Source organism: Stenotrophomonas sp. a6 (assembly GCF_030913325.1).
Taxonomy (GTDB): domain Bacteria; phylum Pseudomonadota; class Gammaproteobacteria; order Xanthomonadales; family Xanthomonadaceae; genus Stenotrophomonas; species Stenotrophomonas maltophilia.
Map to the genome: position 1 here is coordinate 1027487 of NZ_CP133161.1, position 24342 is coordinate 1051828.

30 protein-coding genes and 1 tRNA gene are annotated in these 24342 nt (G+C 66.5%); 10 read left to right on the top strand and 21 right to left on the bottom strand.

The features are described from left to right. Positions 1-33 precede the first annotated feature (33 nt). From fabG to Q9Q79_RS04740, 10 genes are all read left to right on the top strand, one after another. Positions 34-777, top strand: a complete 744-nt coding sequence (gene fabG / locus Q9Q79_RS04695) for a 3-oxoacyl-ACP reductase FabG (RefSeq protein ID WP_012479289.1) — start codon at positions 34-36, stop codon at positions 775-777. 152 nt (positions 778-929) lie between these two features. Beyond that, positions 930-1169, top strand: coding sequence for an acyl carrier protein (gene acpP / locus Q9Q79_RS04700; RefSeq protein ID WP_005408313.1), 240 nt, complete (start codon positions 930-932; stop codon positions 1167-1169). 143 nt (positions 1170-1312) lie between these two features. Next, positions 1313-2575 (top strand): beta-ketoacyl-ACP synthase II, encoded by a 1263-nt coding sequence (gene fabF, locus Q9Q79_RS04705; protein WP_012479290.1) that lies wholly within the window; start codon positions 1313-1315, stop codon positions 2573-2575. A 214-nt stretch (positions 2576-2789) separates the two neighbouring features. Then, positions 2790-4154, top strand: coding sequence for an aminodeoxychorismate synthase component I (locus Q9Q79_RS04710; protein WP_201861860.1), 1365 nt, complete (start codon positions 2790-2792; stop codon positions 4152-4154). Positions 4155-4351: 197 nt separating this feature from the next. After that, a complete protein-coding gene (gene mltG, locus Q9Q79_RS04715) occupies positions 4352-5413 on the top strand; it encodes an endolytic transglycosylase MltG (RefSeq protein ID WP_201861864.1) in 1062 nt (353 codons plus the stop codon). Beyond that, complete coding sequence (gene tmk, locus Q9Q79_RS04720; protein ID WP_005412450.1) at positions 5410-6075, top strand: dTMP kinase; 666 nt, start codon at positions 5410-5412, stop codon at positions 6073-6075. The genes mltG and tmk overlap by 4 nt, the downstream gene beginning before the upstream one ends. Beyond that, entirely contained in the window at positions 6072-7028 is a 957-nt protein-coding gene (locus Q9Q79_RS04725) for a DNA polymerase III subunit delta' (RefSeq protein ID WP_012479293.1), read from the top strand. Before tmk ends, Q9Q79_RS04725 begins: the two co-directional genes overlap by 4 nt. Further along, the gene (locus tag Q9Q79_RS04730; RefSeq protein WP_005412452.1) at positions 7025-7378 is read left to right on the top strand and encodes a PilZ domain-containing protein; all 354 of its coding nucleotides are present in this window, start codon (positions 7025-7027) and stop codon (positions 7376-7378) included. The genes Q9Q79_RS04725 and Q9Q79_RS04730 overlap by 4 nt, the downstream gene beginning before the upstream one ends. 111 nt (positions 7379-7489) lie before the next feature. Beyond that, positions 7490-7564 (top strand) — tRNA-Val (locus tag Q9Q79_RS04735). Between the two features lie 233 nt (positions 7565-7797). Continuing rightward, positions 7798-8178 (top strand): tautomerase family protein, encoded by a 381-nt coding sequence (locus Q9Q79_RS04740; RefSeq protein ID WP_005408320.1) that lies wholly within the window; start codon positions 7798-7800, stop codon positions 8176-8178. Between the two features lie 30 nt (positions 8179-8208). Here Q9Q79_RS04740 and Q9Q79_RS04745 read toward each other — a convergent pair whose 3' ends face one another. The 21 genes from Q9Q79_RS04745 to Q9Q79_RS04845 all read right to left on the bottom strand — a co-directional run bounded on the left by Q9Q79_RS04745 (position 8209) and on the right by Q9Q79_RS04845 (position 24318). Next, entirely contained in the window at positions 8209-9282 is a 1074-nt protein-coding gene (locus Q9Q79_RS04745; RefSeq protein WP_201861865.1) for a contractile injection system protein, VgrG/Pvc8 family, read from the bottom strand. Next, entirely contained in the window at positions 9273-9488 is a 216-nt protein-coding gene (locus Q9Q79_RS04750) for a tail protein X (RefSeq protein WP_005408322.1), read from the bottom strand. Before Q9Q79_RS04750 ends, Q9Q79_RS04745 begins: the two co-directional genes overlap by 10 nt. Further along, on the bottom strand, positions 9472-9939 hold the full coding sequence (locus tag Q9Q79_RS04755) for a phage tail protein (protein ID WP_005408323.1): 468 nt from the start codon (positions 9937-9939) through the stop codon (positions 9472-9474). The genes Q9Q79_RS04750 and Q9Q79_RS04755 overlap by 17 nt, the downstream gene beginning before the upstream one ends. Before the next feature lie 2 nt (positions 9940-9941). Further along, positions 9942-12389 (bottom strand): phage tail tape measure protein, encoded by a 2448-nt coding sequence (locus Q9Q79_RS04760; protein WP_201861870.1) that lies wholly within the window; start codon positions 12387-12389, stop codon positions 9942-9944. A gap of 120 nt (positions 12390-12509) precedes the next feature. Continuing rightward, positions 12510-12800 (bottom strand): phage tail assembly protein, encoded by a 291-nt coding sequence (locus Q9Q79_RS04765; protein ID WP_005412456.1) that lies wholly within the window; start codon positions 12798-12800, stop codon positions 12510-12512. An 80-nt stretch (positions 12801-12880) separates the two neighbouring features. Further along, positions 12881-13384 carry a phage major tail tube protein gene (locus tag Q9Q79_RS04770; RefSeq protein WP_005412457.1) on the bottom strand — a complete coding sequence of 168 codons (504 nt, stop codon included), beginning with the start codon at positions 13382-13384 and terminating at the stop codon, positions 12881-12883. 2 nt (positions 13385-13386) lie between these two features. Continuing rightward, positions 13387-14589: a phage tail sheath C-terminal domain-containing protein gene (locus Q9Q79_RS04775; RefSeq protein WP_111193432.1), complete on the bottom strand. Its 1203-nt coding sequence runs from the start codon at positions 14587-14589 to the stop codon at positions 13387-13389. A 106-nt stretch (positions 14590-14695) separates the two neighbouring features. After that, complete coding sequence (locus Q9Q79_RS04780; RefSeq protein WP_012479299.1) at positions 14696-15355, bottom strand: hypothetical protein; 660 nt, start codon at positions 15353-15355, stop codon at positions 14696-14698. A 1-nt stretch (position 15356) separates the two neighbouring features. After that, positions 15357-17324, bottom strand: a complete 1968-nt coding sequence (locus tag Q9Q79_RS04785; protein ID WP_012479300.1) for a tail fiber domain-containing protein — start codon at positions 17322-17324, stop codon at positions 15357-15359. 7 nt (positions 17325-17331) lie between these two features. Beyond that, entirely contained in the window at positions 17332-17880 is a 549-nt protein-coding gene (locus Q9Q79_RS04790; protein ID WP_134948479.1) for a phage tail protein I, read from the bottom strand. Positions 17881-18103: 223 nt separating this feature from the next. Then, a complete protein-coding gene (locus Q9Q79_RS04795; RefSeq protein ID WP_049459408.1) occupies positions 18104-19000 on the bottom strand; it encodes a baseplate J/gp47 family protein in 897 nt (298 codons plus the stop codon). A 2-nt stretch (positions 19001-19002) separates the two neighbouring features. Continuing rightward, on the bottom strand, positions 19003-19341 hold the full coding sequence (locus Q9Q79_RS04800) for a GPW/gp25 family protein (protein ID WP_005408332.1): 339 nt from the start codon (positions 19339-19341) through the stop codon (positions 19003-19005). A 52-nt stretch (positions 19342-19393) separates the two neighbouring features. Then, positions 19394-19984 carry a phage baseplate assembly protein V gene (locus Q9Q79_RS04805; protein WP_100437956.1) on the bottom strand — a complete coding sequence of 197 codons (591 nt, stop codon included), beginning with the start codon at positions 19982-19984 and terminating at the stop codon, positions 19394-19396. Beyond that, on the bottom strand, positions 19981-20535 hold the full coding sequence (locus tag Q9Q79_RS04810) for a hypothetical protein (RefSeq protein WP_099527123.1): 555 nt from the start codon (positions 20533-20535) through the stop codon (positions 19981-19983). Before Q9Q79_RS04810 ends, Q9Q79_RS04805 begins: the two co-directional genes overlap by 4 nt. 352 nt (positions 20536-20887) lie before the next feature. After that, the gene (locus Q9Q79_RS04815) at positions 20888-21265 is read right to left on the bottom strand and encodes a hypothetical protein (protein WP_024956106.1); all 378 of its coding nucleotides are present in this window, start codon (positions 21263-21265) and stop codon (positions 20888-20890) included. Then, positions 21262-21747: a glycoside hydrolase family 104 protein gene (locus Q9Q79_RS04820; protein ID WP_049459412.1), complete on the bottom strand. Its 486-nt coding sequence runs from the start codon at positions 21745-21747 to the stop codon at positions 21262-21264. The genes Q9Q79_RS04815 and Q9Q79_RS04820 overlap by 4 nt, the downstream gene beginning before the upstream one ends. Further along, a complete protein-coding gene (locus tag Q9Q79_RS04825; protein ID WP_043033662.1) occupies positions 21744-22094 on the bottom strand; it encodes a hypothetical protein in 351 nt (116 codons plus the stop codon). Before Q9Q79_RS04825 ends, Q9Q79_RS04820 begins: the two co-directional genes overlap by 4 nt. Beyond that, positions 22091-22519, bottom strand: coding sequence for a helix-turn-helix domain-containing protein (locus Q9Q79_RS04830; RefSeq protein ID WP_223846372.1), 429 nt, complete (start codon positions 22517-22519; stop codon positions 22091-22093). The genes Q9Q79_RS04825 and Q9Q79_RS04830 overlap by 4 nt, the downstream gene beginning before the upstream one ends. A 355-nt stretch (positions 22520-22874) precedes the next feature. Then, the gene (locus Q9Q79_RS04835) at positions 22875-23258 is read right to left on the bottom strand and encodes a hypothetical protein (RefSeq protein WP_060380095.1); all 384 of its coding nucleotides are present in this window, start codon (positions 23256-23258) and stop codon (positions 22875-22877) included. A gap of 152 nt (positions 23259-23410) precedes the next feature. Continuing rightward, positions 23411-24049: a hypothetical protein gene (locus tag Q9Q79_RS04840; protein ID WP_201861872.1), complete on the bottom strand. Its 639-nt coding sequence runs from the start codon at positions 24047-24049 to the stop codon at positions 23411-23413. A 41-nt stretch (positions 24050-24090) separates the two neighbouring features. Beyond that, positions 24091-24318, bottom strand: coding sequence for a hypothetical protein (locus Q9Q79_RS04845; protein WP_024956102.1), 228 nt, complete (start codon positions 24316-24318; stop codon positions 24091-24093). Between the last annotated feature and the right edge of the window lie 24 nt (positions 24319-24342).

The following is a 24342-nucleotide window of genomic DNA, read 5'->3' on the forward strand; positions in this document are numbered from 1 at the left end:
GTACGGCGGCCGCCCCAGCCTGAGGAAAACACCATGAGCAAGCCCCTGCAGGGTGAAATCGCACTGGTCACCGGCGCCAGCCGTGGCATTGGTGCCGCCATCGCCGATCTGCTGGCCGCCCAGGGCGCCACCGTCATCGGCACCGCCACCACCGAATCCGGCGCTGCCGCGATCGGTGAGCGCCTGGCCGCCCACGGCGGCCACGGCCGTGCACTGAACGTGACCGACGCTGCCGCGCTGGACAGCGTGCTGGACGGCATCGCCAAGGAGTTCGGCCCGATCTCGATCCTGGTCAACAATGCCGGCATCACCCGCGACAACCTGCTGATGCGCATGAAGGACGAGGATTGGGCGTCGATCATCGACACCAACCTGACCAGCGTGTTCCGCACCAGCAAGGCGGTGATGCGCGGCATGATGAAGGCACGCAAGGGCCGCATCATCAACATCGCATCGGTGGTGGGCGTGACCGGCAATGCCGGCCAGGCCAACTACGCGGCCGCCAAGGCCGGCATCATCGGCTTCAGCAAGTCGCTGGCCAAGGAAATCGGTTCGCGCGGTGTCACCGTCAATGTGGTTGCTCCCGGCTTCATCGACACCGACATGACCAAGGCGTTGCCGGAAGAAGCGCGCGCCGCGCTGATCAACGACATCGCCCTCGAACGCCTGGGTTCGCCGGAGGACATCGCCCATGCGGTGGCCTTCCTGGCCAGCCCGGCTGCCGGTTACATCACCGGCGAAACCCTCCATGTGAACGGTGGCATGTACATGCCGTAAGCAAGGGGCGCAGGGATTGCGCCGCAAGTGGTTGATCTGCTGAGGTTTTTGCTGCGATGCAAGGCCGCGCCGGTTTCCACTACACTATCCCACGGCCATCGCCTTTGATGGCGACCACTTTTGAACCACAACTCCATCTGGAGCGAGATCCCATGAGCACCATCGAAGAACGCGTCAAGAAAATCGTCGTCGAACAGCTTGGCGTCAAGGAAGAAGAAGTCACCAACAGCGCATCGTTCGTCGATGACCTGGGCGCTGACTCGCTGGACACCGTCGAGCTGGTGATGGCCCTGGAAGAAGAATTCGAGTGCGAGATCCCGGACGAAGAAGCCGAGAAGATCAGCACCGTGCAGGCCGCCATCGACTACGTCAAGGCCCACGTCAAGGCCTGATGTCAGACGGCAGTGCGCGTGCAGGTATTTCCTTGCCGCGCACCGCACCCCATGGGGCCGCTGTTGCGGCCCCGTGTGTTTGGGCATCACATCGAAGCAAACCGAGTTACCCGTAGAAATCATCCGGGTCAGGAGAAACAGCAATGAAGCGTCGCGTCGTCGTAACCGGCCTGGGTATCGTCTCGCCGTTGGGCAATGATCTGGCCAGCAGCTGGGAAGGCATCACCCACGGTCGTTCGGGCATCGGTCCGCTGACCAACGTTGCTGATGCCTACGTGGATCGGTTCACCACCAAGATTGCAGGTGAGGTCAAGGGATTCGACATCACCGCCGACAATGAACTGTTCGGCAAGTTCCGGGTCAGCGGCAAGGATGCCAAGAAGATGGACCCGTTCATCCATTACGGCCTCGGTGCCTCGTTCATGGCCCTGCATGATTCGGGCCTGGAGATCACCGACGCCAATGCCGAGCGCATCGGCGCCATCGTCGGCGCCGGCATCGGCGGCCTGCTCGGCATCGAAGAGCAGACCATCGAGTTCCACGAGGGCAAGAAGATCTCGCCCTTCTACGTACCGAAGACCATCATCAACATGCTGCCGGGCCAGCTGAGCATCATCACCGGCCTGAAGGGTCCGTCGTTCTCGGCGGTCTCGGCGTGCGCGACCTCGAACCACTCGATCGGTACCGCGATGCGCATGATCCAGTACGGCGATGCTGACGTGATGGTGGTCGGCGGTGCCGAGCGTGGCTCGTCGCCGACCGCGCTGGGCGGCTTCTGCGCGATGAAGGCCATGAGCACCCGCAACGATGCCCCGGAACAGGCTTCGCGCCCGTGGGACAAGGACCGTGACGGCTTCGTGCTGGGCGACGGCGCCGGCATCCTGATCCTGGAAGAGTACGAGCACGCCAAGGCCCGTGGTGCGAAGATCTATTGCGAACTGGCTGGCTTCGGCGCCAGCTCCGACGCGTACCACATGACCGCACCGAGCGAGAACGGCGAAGGCGCCGCGCGCTGCATGGTCATGGCCATGAAGGACGCCGGCGTGACCCCGGAGCAGGTGGGTTACCTCAACGCGCACGGCACCTCCACGCCGCTGGGCGACCTGGGCGAGACCATGGCGATGAAGACCGCCTTCGGCGACCACGCCTACAAGATGATGGTCAGTTCCACCAAGTCGATGACCGGCCACCTGCTGGGTGCAGCGGGCGGCGTGGAAGCGATCTTCTCGGTGATGGCGCTGCAGGACAACGTCATCCCGCCGACCATCAACCTGGAACAGCCGGGCGAAGGCTGCGACCTGGACTACGTGCCCAACGAGGCACGCCAGGCCAAGGTGGACGTGGTGATGTCCAATGGCTTCGGCTTCGGCGGCACCAACGGCACGCTGATCTTCAAGCGCGTCTGAGTGGTGTTGCGACGTCGCGCCACGCTCGACGTCGCATTGGTAGAGTCGACTGTTAGTCGACTGCCTTTCGATCCGCCGCGGTGATCGTTGATGGGAAAGCAGTCGACTGACAGTCGACTCTACCCATCGGCAATCCGACAAACGGATCAACGCCGTGCACCACGGAGCCGCCGCAAGGCGGCTTCCGTGCATCTGAATTCCCGAACTGGCTGCCATGACCCACGCACCGCTGATCCACCCGCTGCCGCACCCGATCGATCTGCTGGCCCTGCAGCAGCACGACCCGGCGCGCTTCCCGCTGCTGATGGAATCCACCGCCTCGGGCACCGCCCAGGGCCGCTGGAGCCTGCTGCTGGTCGCGCAGGGCGATGGCCTGCGGCTGGATGCCGACGGCCAGGTGCGCGACCAGCACGACGTGGTGCAGCCCGGCACGTTCCTGCAGGCACTGGATCGCGCCTGGCAGCTTGAGCGCCTGCCGCATGACGGCAGCCACAGCCTGCCGTTCCGCGGCGGTTGGGCGTTGATGCTCGATTACGAAGTGGCCAGCCAGATCGAACCAGTGCTGCTGGCGCGTGCTCGCGGGGATGGTCGCCCGACCGCGCTGGCGCTGCGCTGCCCGGCCGCGGTGCTGCATGACCATCACAACGATGCCAGCTTCGTCATCGCCGAAGCCGGCGAGCAGGCGTTGCTGGATGCGCTGGTGGCACTGGCCTCGGCCGCGCTGCCCGAAGCCGGGCAGGGCTGGCAGCCACCGCAGGCGGTCGACGAGGACGCGCCGCAGCGTTTCACCGATGGCGTGCGCCGGGTGATCGAGTATCTGCGCGCCGGCGACGTGTTCCAGGTGAACCTGTCGCGGCGCTGGAACGCGCAGTTCGCTGCGCCGGTCAGCCCGCAGGCGCTGTACGCACAGCTGCGTCGTGCCAACCCGGCGCCGTTTGCCGGCCTGTTCAGCGCGCACGGCCGCCATGTGGTCAGTTCCTCGCCGGAGCGGCTGGTGTCGGTGCACGCCGGCCATGCGCAGACCCGTCCGATTGCCGGTACCCGTCCACGCTTCGAAGGCGACGACGATGCCGCGCGCATCCAGGAACTGGTCGGTCACCCCAAGGAACGCGCCGAGCACGTGATGCTGATCGACCTGGAGCGCAACGACCTGGGCCGCATCTGCCTGCCGGGCACCGTGGTGGTCGATGAGCTGATGACCGTGGAGAGCTACGCGCACGTGCACCACATCGTCAGCAACGTCAGCGGCCATCTGCGCCCGGAGGTCACGCCCGGCGAGGTGATCGCCGCCACGTTCCCGGGTGGCACCATCACCGGCTGCCCAAAGGTGCGCTGCATGCAGATCATCAGCGAGCTGGAGCAGGTGCCGCGCGGCGCCTATACCGGCGCGTTCGGCTGGCTGAACCGCGATGGCGACCTGGACCTGAACATCCTGATCCGTACCGCCGAAGTGGATGGCCACGAGGTGAGCTTCCGCACCGGCGCCGGCATCGTGGTCGATTCGGACCCGGACAAGGAGCTGGACGAGACCCGCGCCAAGGCCCGCGGCCTGCTGCGCGCACTGGGCGAGCAGGGGTAGTGCCGGCCGCTGGCCGGCAACCTCATTCATCCGCGATCCACGCGATTGCCGGCCTGCGGCCGGCACTACCGGTACCGGCGGGTGCCGTTGTTCCGGTGGGTGCCGACCGTTGGTCGGCACGGCTGCGTGGCCCCGGTCATGACCCCAATCCACCGGCACGGTATCCTGCACGACGGAATCGAGTTCAGAGGTAGTCCATGGCGGGAGCCAAGCGCGGGTGTCTGTTCGTGGTAACGCTGGTGGTGGTGCTGGGCGCCGTCGTGGCCGGCGTGGGCACGTGGTTCTTCTACCAGCAGACGCGTTTCGCCGATGCCCCGATCACCCCGACTGCCGAGAGCATGGTCATCGTCAGCGGCGATGGCATGAACAGCGTGCTGCGCAAGCTGCGCGATGCCGGCGTGGACGAGGGCCAGGACACCCAGTGGCAGCTGCTGGCGCGCCAGCTTGATGCCGCCGGCAAGCTGAAGGTTGGCGAGTACGCGCTCAGCGCCGACCTGACCCCGCGCGAACTGCTGCTGCGCATGCGCGCGGGCAAGGTGCTGCAGCACCGCGTCACGATCGTCGAGGGCTGGAACATCCGCCAGCTGCGTGCTGCGCTCAAGCGCGCCGAGCCGCTGCTGCACACCACCGACAATCTTGATGATGCCGCGCTGATGCAGCGCCTCGGCTTCGGTGGCCAGCATCCGGAAGGCCGCTTCCTGCCGGAGACCTATGTCTACCAGCGTGGCGACAGCGATCTGGACGTGCTCAAGCGCGCCCATGCCGCAATGGAAAAGGCGCTGGATGAGGCCTGGGAAAGCCGTGCGCCGGACCTGCCGATCAACACGCCCTACGAGCTGTTGACGATGGCCTCGATCATCGAGAAGGAAACCGCGCTGGCCAGCGAACGCCCGCAGATTGCCGGCGTGTTCATGCGCCGCCTGAAGATCGGCATGCGCCTGCAGACCGACCCGACCGTGATCTACGGCCTCGGTGCCGCGTATGACGGCAACATCCGCCGTCGCGACCTGACCACCGATACGCCCTACAACACCTACACCCGTGCCGGCCTGACCCCGACCCCGATCGCGATGCCCAGCCGCGACGCGCTGATGGCGGCCGCGCAACCCGCGGCGGGCGACGCGCTGTACTTCGTCGCGGTGGGCGATGGCAGCGGCGCGCACGTGTTCTCGCCCAGCCTGGACCAGCACAACGCCGCAGTCGCCCGCTACCTGCAGCAGCTGCGCCAGCAACGTACCCAGGAGACCCCGGCGCAATGAGTCCCGCGCTGCTTCGCCACCCGCGTTTCGTCAGCCTGGAAGGCGGCGAGGGCGCGGGCAAGACCACTGCCATCAATGCCATCCGTGACTGCCTGCGCAGCCACGGTCATGAGGTGGTACTGACCCGCGAGCCGGGCGGTACGCCGCTGGCCGAGCGCATCCGTGGCCTGGTGCTGAAGCCCGATGCCGAGATCGCCGCCGAACCGCTCAGCGCCGAAGCCGAGCTGCTGCTGGTGTTCGCCGCGCGCGCGCAGCATGTGCGCCAGGTGATCCAGCCGGCGCTGCAGCGCGGTGCCTATGTGCTGAGCGATCGTTTCACCGATTCCAGCTATGCCTACCAGGGCGGTGGCCGTGGCCTCGACCCGCAGTGGATTGCCGATCTGGAGCGCCGCGCGGTGGGCCTGCTGCCGGGCCTGACCCTGCTGCTGGACGTGGACGTGGCCGTCGGCCGGGCACGCGCCAATGGCCGTGACCTGTGGCCGGACCGCATCGAGAGCGAACAGGATGATTTCTTCCAGCGCGTGCGCGAAGTGTTCCGCAGCCGCGCACAGCAGGACCCGCAGCGCTTCGCGTTGATCGACGCCGGCCAGGAGCAGGCGCGCGTGGCCGCCGATGTGGTCGCGCGTGTCGAGCGCTGGCTGCAGGACGGGGAGGGCGCATGAGCACGTTTTCGCCCTGGCAGCAGCGCGCGTTCGACCAGACCGTGGCCGCGCTCGATGCCGGTCGCCTCGGCCATGGCCTGCTGATCTGCGGGCCGGCCGGGCTGGGCAAGCGTGAGGTGGCGCTGGCATTGGCCGACCACGTGCTGGCGCGCGGTGATGCCGCGCATGCCACGCGCACGCGCCAGCTGATCACCGCCGGTACCCATCCGGACCTGCAGCTGGTCAGCTTCATTCCAAACAAGAGCGGCGACAAGCTGCGCACCGAGATCGTCATCGAGCAGGTGCGCGAGATCACCGACAAGCTGGCGCTGACCCCGCAGTACGGCGTGGCGCAGGTGGTGATCGTGGACCCGGCCGATGCGATCAACCGCTCGGCGGCCAACGCGCTGCTGAAGACGCTGGAAGAGCCGCAGCCCGGCCGCTACCTGTGGCTGATCAGCAGCGACCCGGCGCGCCTGCCGCAGACCATCCGCAGCCGTTGCCAGCGCCTGGAATTCAAGCTGCCGCCGCAGCACGAAGCGCTGGCTTGGCTGCAGCAGCAGGGCCACAGCGAAGCATCGGCGCGCGAAGCGCTGGAGGCCGCCCGCGGCCATCCCGGCCAGGCCGACAACTGGCTGCGCGAAGACGGCCTGAGCCTGCGCCGCGAAGTCGGTCGAGATCTGGAACAGCTGGCCGCCGGCAAGACCGGCGCGGTGGAGCTGGCGCAGAAGTGGTGTGGTGACGACAACGCGGCGCTGCGCCTGCGCTTTGCCGCCGACCTGGCGCTGGCCCAGGCCAGTACCGATGCCTTGACCACGCCGGAGCGATTGCACAAGCTTGCAGCCTGGTTCGATGCGGCCAACCGCACCCGCGACCTGCTGCGCACCACGGTGCGTGCAGACCTTGCGGTGGTCGAGTTGCTGCTGGCCTGGAACAAGGTGAACGAGCGGCCTGCCGCAAGGGGAAATCGATGAGTGCCAGCAACGCCCGCCAGGGCATCCTGTCCCTGGCCGTGAAGGACAAAGCCGCGCTGTACAGCGCGTACATGCCGTTCGTGAAGAACGGCGGCATCTTCGTGCCCACGCCCAAGCGTTACTTCCTCGGTGACGAGGTGTTCCTGCTGCTGACGCTGCCCGATTCCAGCGAGCGCCTGCCGGTGGCCGGCAAGGTGATCTGGGTGACCCCGGCCGGCGCGCAGGGCAACCGTACCGCCGGCATCGGCGTGCAGCTGGCCGACGGTGCAGAAGGCGAGGGCGTACGCCACAAGATCGAGACCCTGCTGGCCGGCCTGACCGGTTCGGACAAGCCGACCCACACGATGTGAGGTAGCGCCGGGCCATGCGGCTGCATGCCTCGAAACGCCCGTGAACACCAATGTGAAAAAGTGTTGACGGCCTCTGAAAAGCCCCTATAATGAGCGGCTCAGCAACACACCGGGCGGTTAGCTCAGCGGTAGAGCATTGCCTTCACACGGCAAGGGTCACAGGTTCGATCCCTGTACCGCCCACCATGTTGCAGAACGAAAGAAGCCTCCAGAAATGGGGGCTTTTTTGTTGCCTGGCCATCAGCGCGGCCTTCCGGCATCGTTGGAAGCGCGACTCACCGGCTCCCTCAACCGCGCGAAGCGCTCGGGGGACGCACTTCACCGATGCGGGCACAGGATTCCATCCATGCGCTGTTCCGTGGTTCACGGCCGGCGTACTCTCGAGGCAGTGCCGTGCCCCCATTCCCTGGAGTGCCACCATGCCGCTCGCCCGCATCGATCTTCGCAAAGGTAAATCCGCCGACTACCTGCAACGTGTCGGCGAAGCCATCTACCAGGCCATGCGCGCGGTGGGCGTGCCGGAGAACGACCGCTTCCAGATCTTCCAGCAGCACGACGCCGGCACGCTGATCTACGACCCCGGCTATCTGGGCGTGGACCGCACCGACGATTTCATCTGCATCCAGATCACCTGGAACGAAGGGCGTACGCTGGAGCAGAAGAAGGCGTTGTACGCCGGCATCGCCGATGGACTGCACGCGGCGGTGGGCATCCGCCGCGAGGATGTGTTCATCAATCTTGTTGAAGTAAAGAAGGAGAACTGGTCGTTCGGCAATGGCGTGGCGCAGTACGTGAGTTGATGCGCGGAAAGCACCACGCATGGCGTGAATCTACACTTCGCTGCCGACCTGTTCGCCTTCGCTGGCCGGGGCATTGCTGGCCGCTTTCACTGCGTCGGCGCTGTTGGGTTGTTCGCATTCGATGCGGGTGATAAAGCCCTCGCTGCCGATGCTGTGCTCGGCACGCTTGACCAGCCACTGGCCATCCACGCCCTCGCGGAACCCCTGCATCACCACGGTGGCTTCGGCCATCAGTGTTTCGCGGCCGGGCAGGGTGTAGCTGAGCGTCCGCGTCTGCCGTGCCTGTTCGCGATGCTTGGCGCGCGCCGCCGCTTCTGCGCTCTCCCGGTCGGCATAGGCCATGCGCAGGCGCATGATCGGTTCACCGCTGCCGACCTTCACTTCCTGGCGCTTGGCACTGCGCACGTCGCGGTAGTACGCAATGGTGGTACCGGCATCTTCGCGTGCGGCAAGGGTTACCCGGTAGTCGCTGCCATCGGCCGGGGTGAGGGTGACATCGGGAATGCGCTCGCCGCTGGCGCTGGTGGATTCGCCCCGCTTCACGAACACCAGGCGCCCGCCTCCGGGCTTGGCGATGGCATCGTGCTGTTTGGCCAGGCGCAGCAGCAGGTTCATGTCCGACTCCTGCGACTGCACCGTCAGCGGCAGCACGATGGACGCCAGCGATGCGCTCACCGCTGCGTTCAGCCCATGCTCGCCGGCCATGCGTCGCACCATGTCGCCGATCGTGGTGCCCTTCTTCCAGGTGCGTGTCTTCTGCGTCTGCAGGTCGCTCTTGCCCCCCTTGCTGGTCTCGAACGGTGCCGCCCGGGCGCGCAGCGTCATGCTGCCGGGAAAGCCGGAGATCTCCACCTCGTCGCAGATGTACAGGCCTACGCGCCGCACTTCGCCGTCATAGCCGATGAAGGCCTCCAGTTCCGCGCCAACCGGTGGCAGCTGGATCGGATCGGACGGATCGTGGTCGGCCAGCTGCAGTTCCAGCGTGTCGGACGTGTTGCCGGTCTCGTCGGTGATGCGCAGCGACTTGAAGCGCGCCATGATCTTGTCGGTGATGTCCTGGCTGTTGGCCACCACGCGGAAGGCCGGTGTGATGTTCAATCCCACAGGGCGACTCCCTTGCGCTCGCTGGCCGGGCGCTGCACCTCCGGCAGGGTGATCGCTACGCCGGCAGGCAGTACCGGGCCGCGTGCGGCCAGGCCCGGGTTGGCATCGAACACCGCGCGCAGGATGGCCGGTGACTGCTCGCCATAATGCGCGTACGCGATACGGTCTACGACGTCGCCGTCGCGGGTGCTATACGTTCGTGCCATTGCTGTGCTTCCGCAGTGAAAGGGTGAATTCCTGTTTCAGGATCGCGCTGTCGGCGGTGAACTCGCTGGCGGTGGCATCGATCTTCTCGATGACCCACAGGCCCAGGTTGCCGCCCTTGCCGGTCAGCAGTCGATGAGGCGTGCCCTGCGCGGCCAGCTTGCGCAGCTGTGAGAGCTCATTGCCGGCGCCGCGGAACTGGTAGTAGATGACGCCCGGCAGGGTCATGCTGGCTGAGCCCGGTCCGGTGTACTGCAGGGCCGCCATCTGGCCGATGCGGTCCTGCGCCTGCCAGCGATACTCGTTGGATTGCTGGATCTCCCGGAAGACCGCGGTGTTGAGGCTGAACTTGAAGCCGCCCAGCATCAGCAGGACCGGGGCGTTGCCGGAGTCATTGGCTTTGAACTGCGACAGCAGCTTGTCCACAGTGCCGGTTACGAATTCGCGTTTCATGCTCAGTTCCTGTCTGCCAGACCACCACGGGCGGCAACCGCGTTGCGACGCTGCAGCTCGTCTGCAGTGCGGCGTGCCACCGATTCGCTGGATTCACCGGGTTGCTGGTGGATGGTGATGTTGTTGGTCTGTTGCTGCTGCACGGTGGTCGGTGCGCGCATCGTGGGCGAGGGCATGTCCGGCGCACGGCGTCCCTGCGCGCCGCTCAGCTCGGCCATGCGGCGGTTCAGGCCATCGTTGTCGTTGGTGCCGACCGCGTACGCCACGCGCGCCAAGTCGCCGATGCCACCACCGCCGCGCGCCTTCATGCCGCTGTAGATGTTGGCGGCGCCCACTGCGGTCTGCAGCCCGCCCTCGGCGACCTCCAGCGCTTTGTCGTTGGCAGCCCCTACGCCACCACCAAGCTTGTCCATGAACCAGCCGACGCCTTCGATGACTGGCTTGAGCTTTTCCAGGATGCGGTCGAACGCTGCGGTCGCCTTCTGGCTGATCGACTCCCAGATGTTGCCAAGGGTCTCGCTGATGAAGCCGGCGACGGTGCCGAGCATCTCGCCCAGCCACACCACCGCCCCCACCACGCCGCCGATGACCTGGATCACCAGCCGGAAGTTGGTCAGCAGTGCCTCACCCACCAGCGAGCCGATCTGGGCGACGCGTGACAATTCATTGCCGGTGTACTGCGCCGGTTCCAGCATCTTCGACAGCCAGTCCCAGGCCTGGCCGATCAGCCCGCTCATGACTTCCCAAGCGGGGCGCAGTGGTTCAAACGCGCGCATCAGTTCACCCATCGCTGCGGTGCCTGCACCGCTCAGGCCTTCCCAGACGCCGCCCAGGAATGCCTTGATCGGTTCCCAGTACTTGCGCACCAGCAGGGCGCCGGCGGTGATGGCGGCGACGGCAACGGCGATGGGGCCACCGCCGATGGCACCAATGGCAGTTGCGACGATGCGGAAACCCGATGCCAGGCGCATGGCCATCGGCCCGAAGCGCCCCAGCTGTGCCAGCAGGCTGCCGCCACGGAACAGCTGGAAGGCCTTCTGCACGCCCAGGATCGGGCCCTGCAGGAAAGTCCAGGCATAGCGAGCGCCGAGTACCGCCGCGCGCATGCCCAGCATGCCGACCACGATCTGCGTGGTGTTGGCGATCAGCTTCGGGTTTTCCTGTACGAACGAGGTAACCCCGTTCAACAGCTCGGTCAGCTTGACCGCGGCCTCGCCCACCGCGGGCAGCAGCGCCGCACCGAACGCCTTGGACAGGTTGTCCACGGCGATCTTGGCGCCTTCGATCTTCTGCGGATCGGTCTGCATCGCGTCGGCATAGGCCGCATCGGTGGTACCCGCCGATCCATTCAAGGCCTTGTCGCGGACACGGATGTAGGTGTCCCAGTTCTCGATCATGGGCTGGACGAAGTTCTTCGCCTGTGCATCGCTGAACAGGGTGCCGATCTTCTTCTGGTCGCCCGCGGTCGCCTGGATGATTCCCTGCATCGCAGCATCGAAGGGATTGCCGCCGCTGGTCTGTGCATCGCCGATGATCTTGCGCAGATCCAGGTTCAGGCTCTTCTTGGCCTTCTCCTGAATGTCCGGCGAGAGCACCTCGGACATGAAACTCTTCATGTTGCTGGCGGCCTTGTCGGCGCCACCTGCCGAGTCCAGCGTGGCTTCCAGTGCCGCACCCAGCGTAGCCGCCGCCGATGTGCCCTGCAGCTTCATCGCCTCGAACGAGGAACCCAGCACCGGCAGCACCTGGGCCATGTCCTTCAGGCCCAGGCTGCCCTGCTGGCTGTTCACCACCAGCACGTCCAGCGCGTTCTGCATGCGCGAGGGATCGATATCGAACGACTGCTGCAGGGCGGCCGCAGCTTGGGCCACATCATCGATGCTGGCACCGGTGACAGTGGTGGTCCGCCCGACAGCACCGAGGCTGGCCTGGGCCGACTGTGCATCCATGCCGGCGTCGATCATTAGCCTGATCGAGCGCTGCAGCGCGTCGGCGCCTTGGTTGGTTGCGCGCGATTGTTCCAGGATCGCTTGGCCAAGTGCGCTGACCTGGGCGCGGCTGAGGTTGGCCGCTACGCCGATCTGCTGGTTCTGGCGGGCGAAGCCGGAGGCGTTCTCGACCGGCTTGGCCAGTGCGGTGACGGCGGTGCCGAGTGTGCCGCGCGCTGCCTTGAACGAGGCGCCGATTTTCTCGCGCTTCTCCAGGTTGGCGGTGCGCTTGGCTTCGACACGCTCCAGCGCTTCCTGTGAGGCGCGCAGCGCATCGGCCTGCGCGCGCATGCGGGTGTATGCGGTGCCCGACTTCTTCATCGCGGCGAGCTTGAGCTCCAGCTTGCCGGCTTCATCACCGAGGCGCTTCACGCCATCATTGGCGAAGGACAATGCGTCCTTCAGCGACTTGGACACCTCACCGCCGATCGTGATCGTTGTCGTTTGAACGTTACTGGCCATGTACCGGCAATCCCTGAATCCACCAGATGAACTTCGACACCCGCAGTGTCATGATTTCGCGCAGGCCCCAGCCGGTATGACCGGCCAGGGCGAGCACTCCCTGCCTGATCTGTGGCAGGGTCAGGTGGTAAAAAGCGCGACGCCTGCCTGCAGTCGTGCGTAGTCGCGCAACGGCATCTTGCGCACGTCGTCCGGCGAGATCTCGCACAGGTTGGCGATCATCCGCACCTCACGCTGGGCGTCGCTGCCCTTGTCGTCCTGGTAGCGCTCCATGTCTTCCACGGTCGGCTCGCGCATGCGCAGCACGGCGGTTTCCATGCCATTGACCTGGCGCGGACGGGTGAGGGTGATCTCGGCGAAGCCATCGCGCTCGATGACGGTGTCGGTGGGGGTCTTGGTCTTGCTGGACATGGATGCGTTCCTGGAATGCGATGCGGTGCGATGGATGCGGGGGCGCGAGGCGCCCCCGGGTTCTTCGGTGCGGCGTGGGCTCAGATGCCCAACGCGCCGCGGATGCCGGCCAGGACGTCGACGCCACCCTGGCGGGCGATCATGTTGACCACGTCGATCTCCTGCACGACCTGAGCACCATGGGTCAGCTTGTAGTAGCTCAGCGCCAGGCTGACCTTGATCGTGCCCTTCTCGCCGACCTTGGTTTCGCCACGGTCCAGCAGCTTCACCTTGCCACGCATGTTGTGCACGACCTGGGTCACTTCGCCGTCGTCGCCTTCCAGTGCCTCGCGGGCGGTGAAGCCGTATTCCTTGCTTTCGATGACGTGGAACTTGCTCATGATCTCCGCGTCGTCGGAGGCGAACTCCACATCGGCGGTCAGCTTTTCATGGCCGAGCACGATCTCGGTCGGGGCCAGCATGCCGCCGGCCTGGAAGTCCTCGGTCTTCAGCGACAGCTTGGGGGCGGTGAAGGACATCACGCTGCCGGCATAACCCTTGCCGTCGACGTAGAAGTTGAAGTTTTTGCGGATCTTGCGCGCCATGCTTAGAAGATCTCCGAGACGTAGTTGTTGTTCATGTGCATGCGGAAGGTCAGCTGCTCACCCGGGTAGGTCGGAGTGAAGTCGAAGTCCCAGTAGAAGCGGCCCTGGGCCACGCTGTCCGCTGCGTTCAGTTCCGGGTCGATCCAGCAGTTGCCGCCGAGGATCGCGCCCTGGGTCTTCAGGCCGCGCAGGAAGGCATTGACGCCCTCGCGCACGTCATCGACGTAGGTCTTGCTGATGCCGCGGTCGACGGCCCACAGGTGGGCGGCTTCCAGGCTGTCGGCGATGATGTCGGCGGTGCGCACCACGCACAGGAACTGCCACTTCGGATCGATGCTGGTGGTGCGGTTGCCCCACAGGCGGAAGCCCCCTTCGCGGATGACCGTGGCCACGTTGGCCTGGTTCAGCAGGTTGGCGCGGCTGGTGGCATCGGACAGGCCGAAGTCGATCGCACGCGCGGTACCGACCACGCCGTTGAGTTCCAGGTTCGACGGCGACGTCCACCAGCCGCGCTCGTTGTCGCTGCGGGCGATGGCACCGGCCACGGCACCGGAGGCATGGCGGGTGACGATGGCATCACCGGACTGCACCAGCAGCGCGGGGTCGACCACGTAGACGCGCTTGGAGCCGGTCAGGGCGGCGGTGGACTTGGCAGCGTCGTCGTTGCTGTTCGGGCCATCCTTGATGATCACTGCGCGCAGCTTGTCGGCAATGCCGAGCAGCTCCGCGACGACCGGGTTGGCCAGCACGGCCTCCGGCTTGGCCGGGTCGGCCGGGTGCACATGGGTGAAGCCGGGTGCTACCAGGATGCGCGGCTTGACGCCGACGATGGACTTGGCGGCCAGCAGTGCATGCACGCCTTCGTAGGCGCCGGTCTGGGCGTTCACGCCGCCCAGCACGTTGGCCAGGGTGGCGCTTTCATTGGCGCCCTTCTCGACGCGGACGACGACGACCACGGCACTGGACTGGTCGAAGATCGCGTCGAGCGCACCGGGCAGGGTGCCCGCATCGGCGCCGGTGGTGGCCGACAGCTTGGCGGCCTGCGACGGCGAGGTCACCAGTACGGGCGTGTTGATGGGGAACGCTTCGGTGTCGGCCAGCGGTGCGGTGCCGACGATGCCGATCACGCTGCTGGAGGCGATGGCAATCGATCGGGCACCGGTATCGATGTTGACGACCTGTACGCCATGGAGAAATTCGGTCATTCGGGGTTCTTCCTCGGTGTGGGTGTGTGCCGGCTTGTGCAGGCGACGGGGTAATGTTCGGAGAATGTGGCGGTCGCGATAATTGCAGCGGTGGCCCGCTGATCGATCAGACCCAGCCGGAGGCGCTGACGCTGGCGCTGAAGGTGGAAACCTGGGCGATACCTCCGGCACGGCGCAGCGCGACGGAAATGCTGACGCTGTCCGATTCGTAGCTGGCGGACCTGGCAGGGACGCTGATCGACACGCCTGCCGACGGTCCAGCCGATGCCGGCACGAACGAGGGAGCACTGGTGCTGAAAGAGGCTTTGGCGGGCGAGGAGCCGGTGATCTGCACTTCGTACTCGGAAACGCTTGCACCTGCCGGAAGCCACTGGCCTGACGCTGCTACCGAGCTGCCTCCATTGCCGCCACCGGCGACGCCCGTGCGGATGGCATAGGTGCCGTCGGCATACATCAGGATCGAGACGGTTGCCGACACGGAGCCGGTGGAGTTGGTCTTGGCGCCATTGCTTGCCGAGTAGCCCTTGCCATGGAATGGCAGCCTGTAGGTGGCGCTGCCGCGGGCCGCCCACAGGTTGGACACGTCCATGCCGTTGATGCGATGGCCTACGTCGGCACGCTTGCTGCCGTACTGGATGTGGGCATAGCGGCGGCTCAGGTCGGTGCCGCCGATACGGCGGCCCGAATCCTGCGCCAGTGGACCTTCAACGTACGGATCGAACAGGTCGTCAAAGTCGACACCGGAAGAGCGATATCCGCTGGGCATGTCAGCGCTCCGCTTTCAGTGCGCGCACTTCGGCGGCCAGTTCCTGGATGGCCTTGGCCATGACCGGCAGCAGCTGGTCGAGCTTGACCGATGCCACGCGCTCACCCTGGAACTCGACGCCTTCCAGGTCGACCGCTTCCGGCACCAGTTCGGCCAGCTGCTCGGCGACGAAGAACAGGCGGCGACGACCGTCGTCGTTGTACTCGGGCTTGTAGTGGCCGGCTGCCAGTTCCATCTGTTCGACAGCTGCCAGGCCATAGGGAAGTGCGCCTTCGATGTTTTTCAGCTTGCGTGAAGAGCCAGTATCGAAGCCGCCGGCCGTCCAGAGAGCCCCCGCGGCATTCAGTTGCAGTCGATCCACTTGCGCAGTGGACGACCAGATCCGGAACACGTTGTCCGTGTTGTAGATGTGGAACTCTTGATTCGCGTTCCCACGGTCCTTGATGATGAATGCGGCATTGCCACCTGCGGAAGTGACGCCGCCGACGAATGTGTTCTCCCGGTACTGGACATTGCTGAAGCTCGCGCGCTGCGTCGGAGTTCCTCCATTGAAGTCGTAGGAGTAAAGCGAAAGTGTGGCGTCGCTCTCCATGGCTGTCGCCCATCGGGTCACGTTGTTGCCCCAGCCGAACCGTTGGTGCACGACCTGGGTGCTGCCTTGACCCACATACATGTTCAGCGTGCCGTTCATGATGTCGCCGGCTTTGTTGATCTTCCCGCCGGGATCGAAGTTGCCGCTGGTCCAGATGTTCCCGCCTGCGCTGAGCGTTGCGCTATAGGCACCCTCCACATTGCGGAAGGTGAAGGAGGAACCTGACTTGAAAATGTAGCTGTCACCGGTGCCGAAGTAGATGACACCATCGGTCAGCGTGCTGCCCCAGCCGGACAGGCGCAGCGAGTTGTTGGAGATGGAAACCGCGCCGGTGAACGTCCCGCCACTCTTGTCCATCTTCGCTTCAGGCGCGAAGTTCCCGGCATGCCACATCGGCGAGCCGTTCCAGCGCGGCGTGTCGCCATGCTTGATGGTGATTTCGCTGCTGGCACTGCGGTCCGCGCTCCATACGCGCCACAGGCTGGAATTTCCCCAGCCGCCAATGAAGGACTGTTCGGCACCGGCGGCACCGAAGCCCAGCAACGGATACGTGCCGTTGATGAACTGCTGGTCGGTGAACGTGTTGCCGCCCCTGGACGCCTTGCCATCCAGTGCCGACTGCAGCCCGGTCACATCGGCAATCACATGCTTGTGGCCCACGGTGGCGAAGTCACCGGCCAGGGCGAACTCGGAGGCGTGCTTGCCATCCAGTGTGTCGGCGTCCAGGCCGTTGCCATGCCCGGTGTCCTTCAGTGCGGCGCTCTTCAGTTCCAGCGCAGTGCGCGCCGCCGCGGTGTTCGCCGCAGACAGCAGTGTCTTCGCCAGCGCGGTCGGGGCGCTGGCGCCGAAGCGCTTGTCGGTGTAAGCACGCATGCCACGCGGAGTCACCACGCGCTGGGTGTCGGTCGCATCTTCGGCTTCGGTGCTGGTGGCCAGCTCGACCACGCCGACGACCTCGGTGGTGGCCGGTGGATAGAGAAAGCCGGCATCGCCGAACTGAATCTGCGTCGTGTCGATCCCGCTGAAGCGGGTATCGGTGGCCAGTAGCAGCATCGATGCGGCCGACTTCTCCATGATCGGATCGGCCTGGCCGTAGCTGGCAAACAGGGTGCCGTCAGCCAGGTACAGGCCGAACCCGCGCAGCGTGTAGGACGTGGCGCTGTCGTCGCGGATGGTGACGTGCACGGTGTCATCGCCCACGGCCTGGCCGCCGAAGGTGGCGACGCGCTTGATCTCGCCGGGCAGTGCGGTGAGCCCCGCGGAAGGCACGAAGGCCGTCGAGGTCAGGCCGATCTGGGTGATCAGCACGGCGTTGGTGCCGGTGTTCGGCGGATTGACCAGCTTGGCGAAGCCGGCATCGGTGATTTTCAAGCGCATGCGGGGGTTACTCTCCGATCAGTTGAAGGCGGCGGAAGGCCGTGGCGTGGGCGGCTGCAAGTGCGCCGATGGCGGCGTCGGCCTGCATGCCCTGGGTAAAGGTGAAATGCGAGCGCACCGGCTTGGTCCGGGTGATTTCGCCGATGACGTCCTCGACGAACATCGCCGTGGCGGACTGGCCATCCTGGTTGGCGATGGTCATCACCGCTTCGAAGGTGTGCGGCGCGCCCTTGGGCTGCAGCTGCCACCACTCGCGGATCAGCACCGATCCACCGAAGGCGGCCACCACGTCGCGCACGCTGCCGGCGGTGCCCTTGCGTCGCTGGATGGCGATGGCCGTACGCACCCGGGCGCGCTTCACGGCCTCGGGCCAGTAGGCCTTCCATTCGTCCACCGACAGCGCCCAGGCCAGCCAGGGCAGCAGTGCGGTCGGACAGCGATCGGCATCCCACAGCGCGGTGATGTCCACCGGCAACGGACGTGCGACGATGGCGCGGGCAAGCGCGCGCTCGGCGTGGGTGGCGTTGGCGGGAAGCAGGTTCGCCGCCGAGGGCACCACCACCTGGGCGTCACCATCGATGACCTCGCCGGGCGCCGGTGCAGCGGCCAGGGTGACCCTGCTGCCCTCGATGACGCTGCCCTGCAACGGCTGCCGCCCCCGTGCATCGGTGCGGTACACCGCCTGCAGGCTCGCCAGCGCGCCGCCGGGGTGGCGGAAGGTGCGGTTGCGGCCATCGATCGCGCCGCGCAGGCGCGCGTTGATCAGGCGCGTGCTCGGCTCATTCATCGGTGCCGCCGTGGGTCAGGGTCACGCCGGTGCAGTGCGTGGCCTGGGTTCGGTCCACCACCACATCTGCAGCCGGATGGACGATCTCCACGCGCTGCACGCCCTCGGCATGCAATGCGGCGAACAACCCCGAACGGGTGACATCGCGGCCGAGACGATGTGACTCGCTGATGTAGCGGTCCAGGCGGGTGCGCGCTTCGGCAAGCACGACCTGCGAATCCGGGCCGGCAAAGGTGAACAGCGTGGCGTCGACCGAGTAGGTGACGATCGTGGCCGGCTTCACCAGCACGTGGTCGGTCAGCGGTCGCACGTCATCGGCGCTCAGCTTCGCCTCGACGATGTCCAGCAGCCCCTGGGTGGCGGTTCCATCCGCTTCGCGCGACAGCACCGAGACCACCACTTCGCCGGGGGCGGGACTGGTCGCACTGGCGTCGAGCACGCGCGGGTCCGCGCTCAGCGCATGGAATACATAGGCACCTTCCGGCCCCGCCACGCTGAACCCTTCCGGGCCCAGCTGGATGCGGCGGCGGAAGTCCTCATCGCTCTCATATCGCGGTGGAATGCCTTCCTGCGGCCTGCCCGGGTCGAGCACCTGGCGGGCGACGCCGAAGATCGCGGCGAGGTGGTCGAGGTCGCTGCCACCGGCATAGGCCAGCATCACGCCACGCGCGGCGTCGTTGACACGCTGGCGATCAAGCAGGCGCAGGTAGGTGCAGACCTCCAGGATCTTGAAGGCCGGGTCCGACGGCAGCAGCGCGTCGAAGGTGGGATCCAGGGCCTGCAGTGCGGTCAGCGATTCATCGAACATGGCTTCGAAATCGAGCACTTCGATGACCGCCGGTGCAGGCAGCTGGGACAGATTGACACTGGTGAACGAGCCGGATGCCACGGTTAGCGAACCTCGATTCCTTCGATGGTGATGGCCTCGCCGTCCGGCAGGTGGATCCCGGTCACTGCCAGGATCATCACGCCGGGGGCGGGGAGGGAGACGTCGACGTTCTCGACGTGGAGACGCGGTTCCCATCGCGCCAGCGCGTCGACGGTGGCCGCGATCAGGTCCATGCGCAGCGAGCGGTTGGTCGGCGCATCGATCAGTTCAAACACGCGTGAACCGTATTCGCGGCGCAGTACGCGGGAGCCAAGAGGCGTGGTGAGAATGTCACGCACGGACTGGTGGAGATGGGCGAGCCCATCCAGTGATTTGCCGGTGTTGGCGTCGATTCCTCGCATGGCCTCTATCGTCGTGGAGTGCGGGTTTTCAGGGCATTGCAGGCGTGGCCGCTCAGGGCTGCGCGGGCGTGGTGGGTGCGGTCGGACCCTGTGCGGTGTGCTTGTGTGCCTTCAGGCCGATGGCACCGGCCTTGACTTCGCCCGGTGTGCTGATGTCCTTGCCGGCGCTGATCGCGCCGCTGACATCCAGATCGCCGGTCGCCTTGATCGAGGGTGTATCGAGCACGATCGATTCGCTGGCGATCACCTGTGCATTCGCGCAGGTGACGATGACCTTGCCGCTGCCGACATGGACGTTGAGCGTGGTGGTTTCCTGGTCGTACTCGACGCTGCTGCCGTCGGCGAACTCGGTGCGCTGCCGCAGGCGCGAGTCGGCCGGCGGCGGAAAGCGGTCCTGGTACAGGCTGCCGAGTACCAGCGCCTGGCCCGGGTCGCCATAGGGGCACGCCAGTACGACCTGCTCGCCGGGTTCGGGTGCGCACCAGGTGCGTACGCCCGGTCCCGCGCCGCGTTCCAGCCAGGGAATCCAGTCGGTAAGCATGCCGTCGGCATCGACGCGAACGCGCCCGTTCGCCTCGTCCAGTTCGCGCACCACGCCGATCATCAGCAGGTTGCCGATCAGCCGCGCGTGTTCGGCGCTCATCGTGCGCGCTCCGGCAACGGCTGGTAGCGGGACTCATGGGCGCGGCCGATCTCCGGCGCGAAGCTGTAGGACGCCTGCGGCACCACGCCACCGGCGTCGTCCCACGGGTTGTCGCCCAGCGCGACCGGCAGTGACCACTCGACGATCCAAGTGCGCAGGCCCGGCTGTGCCGCCGCGGGGTCTTCCGGCAATGCTGCAATCACATCGATCGCACCGCTGGCAACGCCGGGGAAGCGGCCGAGCTGGTGCAGCCAGGTCGCCAGGGCGAGGGCCGCGTTGCGCAGCTGCAGCGTTGTGGTTGCATCGGTTGCCGGCAGCGCAATGCGCGCTTCGAAGCGCAGCGTGGCCTGCAGCAGGCCACTGCCATCATTGTTGTCCCTGCTGCGGTCACAGCGGGTCATCGCCAGCAGGCAGGCCGGCAGGGGCATCCCCTCAGCGTTGGCGTCGCGATGGAACTCGACGCTTGCAAACCCCGGAAAGCGTGCGCGGATAGCGGCTTCGATCGCGGCAATCAGCGGATCGAGCGTGGGAGGGAAGGAATCGTTCGCCATGTCAGCTCATGCAGGGAAGGGAAGAAGGGCGTGGCCCGTGCGGCGCGCGCGGTCTGCAGCCAGTGTTGCCATCACCGCAGTGGGGTGGCATTGCAGGCGTGGCCGTATCCGGCAGGCTTAGTGCGTGGGAGTGGCACTGCTGCCGCAGTCGGCGGGTGCTGCCGGCACGGCGCCATTGATGGTGATGCCGCGCTGGCTGCCGAGGCTGCACAGCAGCGCACTCAGCTGGTCGGCCAGCGCGTGGTACTGCTGTGCGACCGCAACGTGATTGCGCAGCAGCGCGTCATCGCTGGCTGCGTGCAGGTCCGGCAGGCGGGGTGGGGGAAGCAGCTGGGCAGGTGCGATGCTGAGGTCAGCGCGGCAGGGCGTGGCCGGCGTTGGCCTCGCGCCAGATGCGCACGAACTCAGCGTCAGCGTCGCCGCGATCACGACCAGGAGTCTTGGCATGGGTCTCGATGTCCCGTTGCAGGGTGTTGAACTGTTCGGTGTGCCGGGCCTGGTGGGCCAGGCGCTGTGATTCGGCCTGCGCGCCTGCGGCGCTGTTGGCGAGGGCCTGCTGGTTCGCGCGCTGGACTGCATCGGTGCGGGCCTCCTGCTGCGCTGCCCGGGTGGTGGCAACGGCAAGGTCCGCAGTGCGGTCGCGCAGGGTCCATCCCAGCCAGGCGCAGCTCGCGTGGCTGCCGGCAAGGACCAGCAACCCGATGCCCAACCTCAGTGCCGCGGGCGTCACTGCAGGGCTCCGCCGGCGGCACGGTACGCCGCGCGCAGTGTTTCCAGCGCGTGCTCCTTCTGGCCGTAGCCGGCGCCCGGCAGCGATGCCCAGATGCGCCGAGCCGCAGTGACGGCGGCATCGAAGCGGCCCAGCCGGATCAGCTCGTAGGCACCGCATTGCTTGAGCAGCGCCACGGCCGCGCGGTCCTGCGAAACCGGGCCGAAGTCAGGCAGGCCCAGTCGCGCGCGCAGGTCATCCCAGGTGCTGCGCAGGAACTGGTAGCGGCCGGCGGCGCTGGATTTGATGCCGTAGCGCGGCAGCGACACCAGCACGCGGGGATGGTCGCGGTAGTCGGTGAACAGCTGGCCACCGACGATGACGTCGTAGCCGCGGTCACGCGAACGCTGGCTGGGTATATCGGTGCCTTCGGACACCGCCAGCATGTCCAGGAACGCAGCAACGTTGGTGCCACCGAGGGCGCTGGCTGCAGCGGCGGTCATGCGGCGGCCCCCGGCTGCTTGCGCACCAGGGCCAGCAGGGCGTCTATCTGTACGCTCTGCTGGGCGATCTGTGCACGCAGGGCGCTGACTTCACCGCGCAGCTGCCCGATCTCCTGGGCCATTGCCTCGCGCTCGTGCATCAGCCCATCAGCGCGTGTACGTTCGGCCGCGAGCTGTTCCTGCAGGGTGCGCAGGGTGTTGCTGGTGGCTTCATCGGCGGTGCGGTCGACCTTGGCCGACGACAACCACTGGCGCAGCCACAGCGACACCGCGATCAGCACGCCCGAGGTCCCGCCCAGGTACTTGGCCCAATCCGGCACGCCGGCCAGCAGGTCGCTCTCGTTCATGCGCGTGCGTATCCCTTGAGCAGGGCCGGGTGGACAGCCGGTGGCAACGCGGTGCGCGCACCGCGCAGGGCGCGCTTGATGGTGGTCTGTGAGACGCCGAACTCACGCGCAACATGGTCGCGTGGCATGCCGCTGGCGACCGCGCGGGCAATCTGCTCGCGGCGTTCGTGCGCGCCGGCAGCGAAGCAGGATGCCAGGAACAACAGTTCGCCGCCGAAGTGCGCGACCAGCCGCTGGGCGACGTCGTGGCCAAGGATGTCGATCAGCCGGTGCTGGTCGGGCAGGGTGGAGGGGACGTAGACAATGACGCGGTGACGGCCGGTGGTGCTGGAGGTGGTCGGCGGCCAGGCACGCACCAGCGTGAGGGCTGCGGATTCGCCGATGACCTCGGCCAGGGTCTGGATGCTGTCGGGCAGGGCGTTCATGGAGGATGTCTTCAGTGGCATTGATCTCCACTGTTGCCATCCCGCCTGTCCAGTCAACACCTTTCATCTACTTTTATATCGGTGCGCTGAAGACGTTCAGTCGTGCGTGAGGAGGGGGGAGGAGCACGACACGCCTGCTTGCAGTGAGCCGAATCCGCTTGCTCTGGCCGCTGGTGTTTTCCTGCACATCCGTACTCGTTGTCCTCACCTGGCAGGAACAGAGGCAGATCAAGGGGATGGGGCAGGTACAGGGTGAGGACGGCCACCTGCCACACAGCCTCATGCGCCGTGTACTGGCCGGAAACGAAAAAGCCCCGGACGATGCCGGGGCTTCAGGACTGCAGGGGGCGCTGGATCAAAGATCGAACACCAGGTTGCCGCCGGTCTTGCGGGGGATGTACCCGGCGTCGCGCAGCCAGCGTGCCGCGTTGACCTGGTCCATGCGCTTGACCGGGAAGCGGTTGGCGAACATCAGGAAGCGCGCCACGGTGATCGACTCGCCCTTGCCCTTCAGGGCCGCAAGGGTTTCGACGAACCATGGCGCGGGCGGCTGCTGGCTGCCCGGGCGGGCCACGGTACGCGCCTGCTGGGCGCTGCCTGCGCCCGCCCGGGCAGTGGCCAGCGTGCACAGCGAGATGAAGATCGCATCCAGGCTCACGATGTCCTTGCTGCCCTTGGGCTGGGACTTGAACAACTCGATGGCCTTCAGGCGCGTCGACGTGAACTGTTCGACCTCCATGGCGTTTCCTCTTTGCGAAATGGGTTGGGGATGCAGGGTGACGACAGGTGTCGTCGGTGATGGGGGATGACCTTACATCATTTTCGCCGATGATGGGTCGGGGCCTGCGCTGGGTTCGGGGGATGGACCGGATGGCGGGCCGGCATTCCGGATCAGATCACACCGCGCGAACGCAGCTGGTCCAGCGATCTGCGGACCAGATCGGCCGGGGTGCTGTCATTGTCGACTTCGATGTCGACCAGCTCATGCGGCAGCGGCTGCTCGCTGGCATGAGGGTCGCTGCTGCGATGGCCTGGGCGATTGACGCGGATCACGACACCACCACGACGCCGGATCGCGCGGGCCTCATTGGCGAAGCGGACGTCGGGTACCAGCCCGCCCTCGGGCAGGCGTGCGAACAGCGAGCGTACCCACAGCTCGGGATGGACGCGGTCACGCCCCCACTCGGTACCGGCGGTCTGCATCAGGTGGCGCGGGGTGAGTTCGGCCAGCCAGTCGATGGCGTCCTCCTTGCGGCTGTCCAGTTCGTGCAGGGAGAGCCCGAGGAGGGTGGCGACCAATTGCCGCAGCGGGCCCGCGAAGCTGTCGCATGGCAGTGACAACGCCGACGCCAGTCCATTGGCGAGTGTGTCCTTGCCCGAGCGCTTGCTGCCGGCGACGCCGATGTAGAGCGGCACACGAGAGCGTGGCGCCGGCCGCAGGGCAACGCTGCCCAGTCCAGGGCCGGCACGGAACGCGGCCAGTGTGTCGGCAATCAGGCGATGACCGCTGTCGAGGGAGGCGGGAATCATGCGGAATCTACTCCTGGAGAAATGCGGCAGGTGCCGGAGGATCAGGAATCGCGACCGACGACGCTGCGGGCGCGGAGGATGCGCTGGGTGATGCGCCCTCCCCGGGCCGCTGCGGCGATCGGGTCAAAGCACAACATGGCGGTGCGGGTACGCCGGCCGGCAGCAAGGTGGTCGCGGATGGTCCGCTCGGACAGCACCGGTACCCGCTGGTGGATCTGCTGCACGGTCAGCTGCTCACCTTCGAAGGCATGCAGTCGGGGACGGGACATGGCGGAAGCGCTCCTGGAAGGTGG

Bases quoted from the DNA above. Each gene is read 5' to 3' on its own strand.
- acpP (WP_005408313.1), top strand. From the start codon at position 930: ATGAGCACCATCGAAGAACGCGTCAAGAAAATCGTCGTCGAACAGCTT.
- Q9Q79_RS04725 (WP_012479293.1), top strand. From the start codon at position 6,072: ATGAGCACGTTTTCGCCCTGGCAGCAGCGCGCGTTCGACCAGACCGTG.
- Q9Q79_RS04800 (WP_005408332.1), bottom strand. From the start codon at position 19,341: ATGCGAGGAATCGACGCCAACACCGGCAAATCACTGGATGGGCTCGCC.
- Q9Q79_RS04805 (WP_100437956.1), bottom strand. From the start codon at position 19,984: ATGAGCGCCGAACACGCGCGGCTGATCGGCAACCTGCTGATGATCGGC.
- Q9Q79_RS04755 (WP_005408323.1), bottom strand. From the start codon at position 9,939: ATGAAACGCGAATTCGTAACCGGCACTGTGGACAAGCTGCTGTCGCAG.
- Q9Q79_RS04830 (WP_223846372.1), bottom strand. From the start codon at position 22,519: ATGAACGCCCTGCCCGACAGCATCCAGACCCTGGCCGAGGTCATCGGC.
- Q9Q79_RS04775 (WP_111193432.1), bottom strand. From the start codon at position 14,589: ATGACCGAATTTCTCCATGGCGTACAGGTCGTCAACATCGATACCGGT.
- Q9Q79_RS04770 (WP_005412457.1), bottom strand. From the start codon at position 13,384: ATGGCGCGCAAGATCCGCAAAAACTTCAACTTCTACGTCGACGGCAAG.
- Q9Q79_RS04760 (WP_201861870.1), bottom strand. From the start codon at position 12,389: ATGGCCAGTAACGTTCAAACGACAACGATCACGATCGGCGGTGAGGTG.
- fabG (WP_012479289.1), top strand. From the start codon at position 34: ATGAGCAAGCCCCTGCAGGGTGAAATCGCACTGGTCACCGGCGCCAGC.
- Q9Q79_RS04840 (WP_201861872.1), bottom strand. From the start codon at position 24,049: ATGATTCCCGCCTCCCTCGACAGCGGTCATCGCCTGATTGCCGACACA.
- Q9Q79_RS04810 (WP_099527123.1), bottom strand. From the start codon at position 20,535: ATGGCGAACGATTCCTTCCCTCCCACGCTCGATCCGCTGATTGCCGCG.
- mltG (WP_201861864.1), top strand. From the start codon at position 4,352: ATGGCGGGAGCCAAGCGCGGGTGTCTGTTCGTGGTAACGCTGGTGGTG.
- tmk (WP_005412450.1), top strand. From the start codon at position 5,410: ATGAGTCCCGCGCTGCTTCGCCACCCGCGTTTCGTCAGCCTGGAAGGC.
- Q9Q79_RS04785 (WP_012479300.1), bottom strand. From the start codon at position 17,324: ATGCGCTTGAAAATCACCGATGCCGGCTTCGCCAAGCTGGTCAATCCG.
- Q9Q79_RS04845 (WP_024956102.1), bottom strand. From the start codon at position 24,318: ATGTCCCGTCCCCGACTGCATGCCTTCGAAGGTGAGCAGCTGACCGTG.
- Q9Q79_RS04835 (WP_060380095.1), bottom strand. From the start codon at position 23,258: ATGGAGGTCGAACAGTTCACGTCGACGCGCCTGAAGGCCATCGAGTTG.
- fabF (WP_012479290.1), top strand. From the start codon at position 1,313: ATGAAGCGTCGCGTCGTCGTAACCGGCCTGGGTATCGTCTCGCCGTTG.
- Q9Q79_RS04750 (WP_005408322.1), bottom strand. From the start codon at position 9,488: ATGGCACGAACGTATAGCACCCGCGACGGCGACGTCGTAGACCGTATC.
- Q9Q79_RS04765 (WP_005412456.1), bottom strand. From the start codon at position 12,800: ATGTCCAGCAAGACCAAGACCCCCACCGACACCGTCATCGAGCGCGAT.
- Q9Q79_RS04740 (WP_005408320.1), top strand. From the start codon at position 7,798: ATGCCGCTCGCCCGCATCGATCTTCGCAAAGGTAAATCCGCCGACTAC.
- Q9Q79_RS04820 (WP_049459412.1), bottom strand. From the start codon at position 21,747: ATGACCGCCGCTGCAGCCAGCGCCCTCGGTGGCACCAACGTTGCTGCG.
- Q9Q79_RS04780 (WP_012479299.1), bottom strand. From the start codon at position 15,355: ATGCCCAGCGGATATCGCTCTTCCGGTGTCGACTTTGACGACCTGTTC.
- Q9Q79_RS04730 (WP_005412452.1), top strand. From the start codon at position 7,025: ATGAGTGCCAGCAACGCCCGCCAGGGCATCCTGTCCCTGGCCGTGAAG.
- Q9Q79_RS04825 (WP_043033662.1), bottom strand. From the start codon at position 22,094: ATGAACGAGAGCGACCTGCTGGCCGGCGTGCCGGATTGGGCCAAGTAC.
- Q9Q79_RS04710 (WP_201861860.1), top strand. From the start codon at position 2,790: ATGACCCACGCACCGCTGATCCACCCGCTGCCGCACCCGATCGATCTG.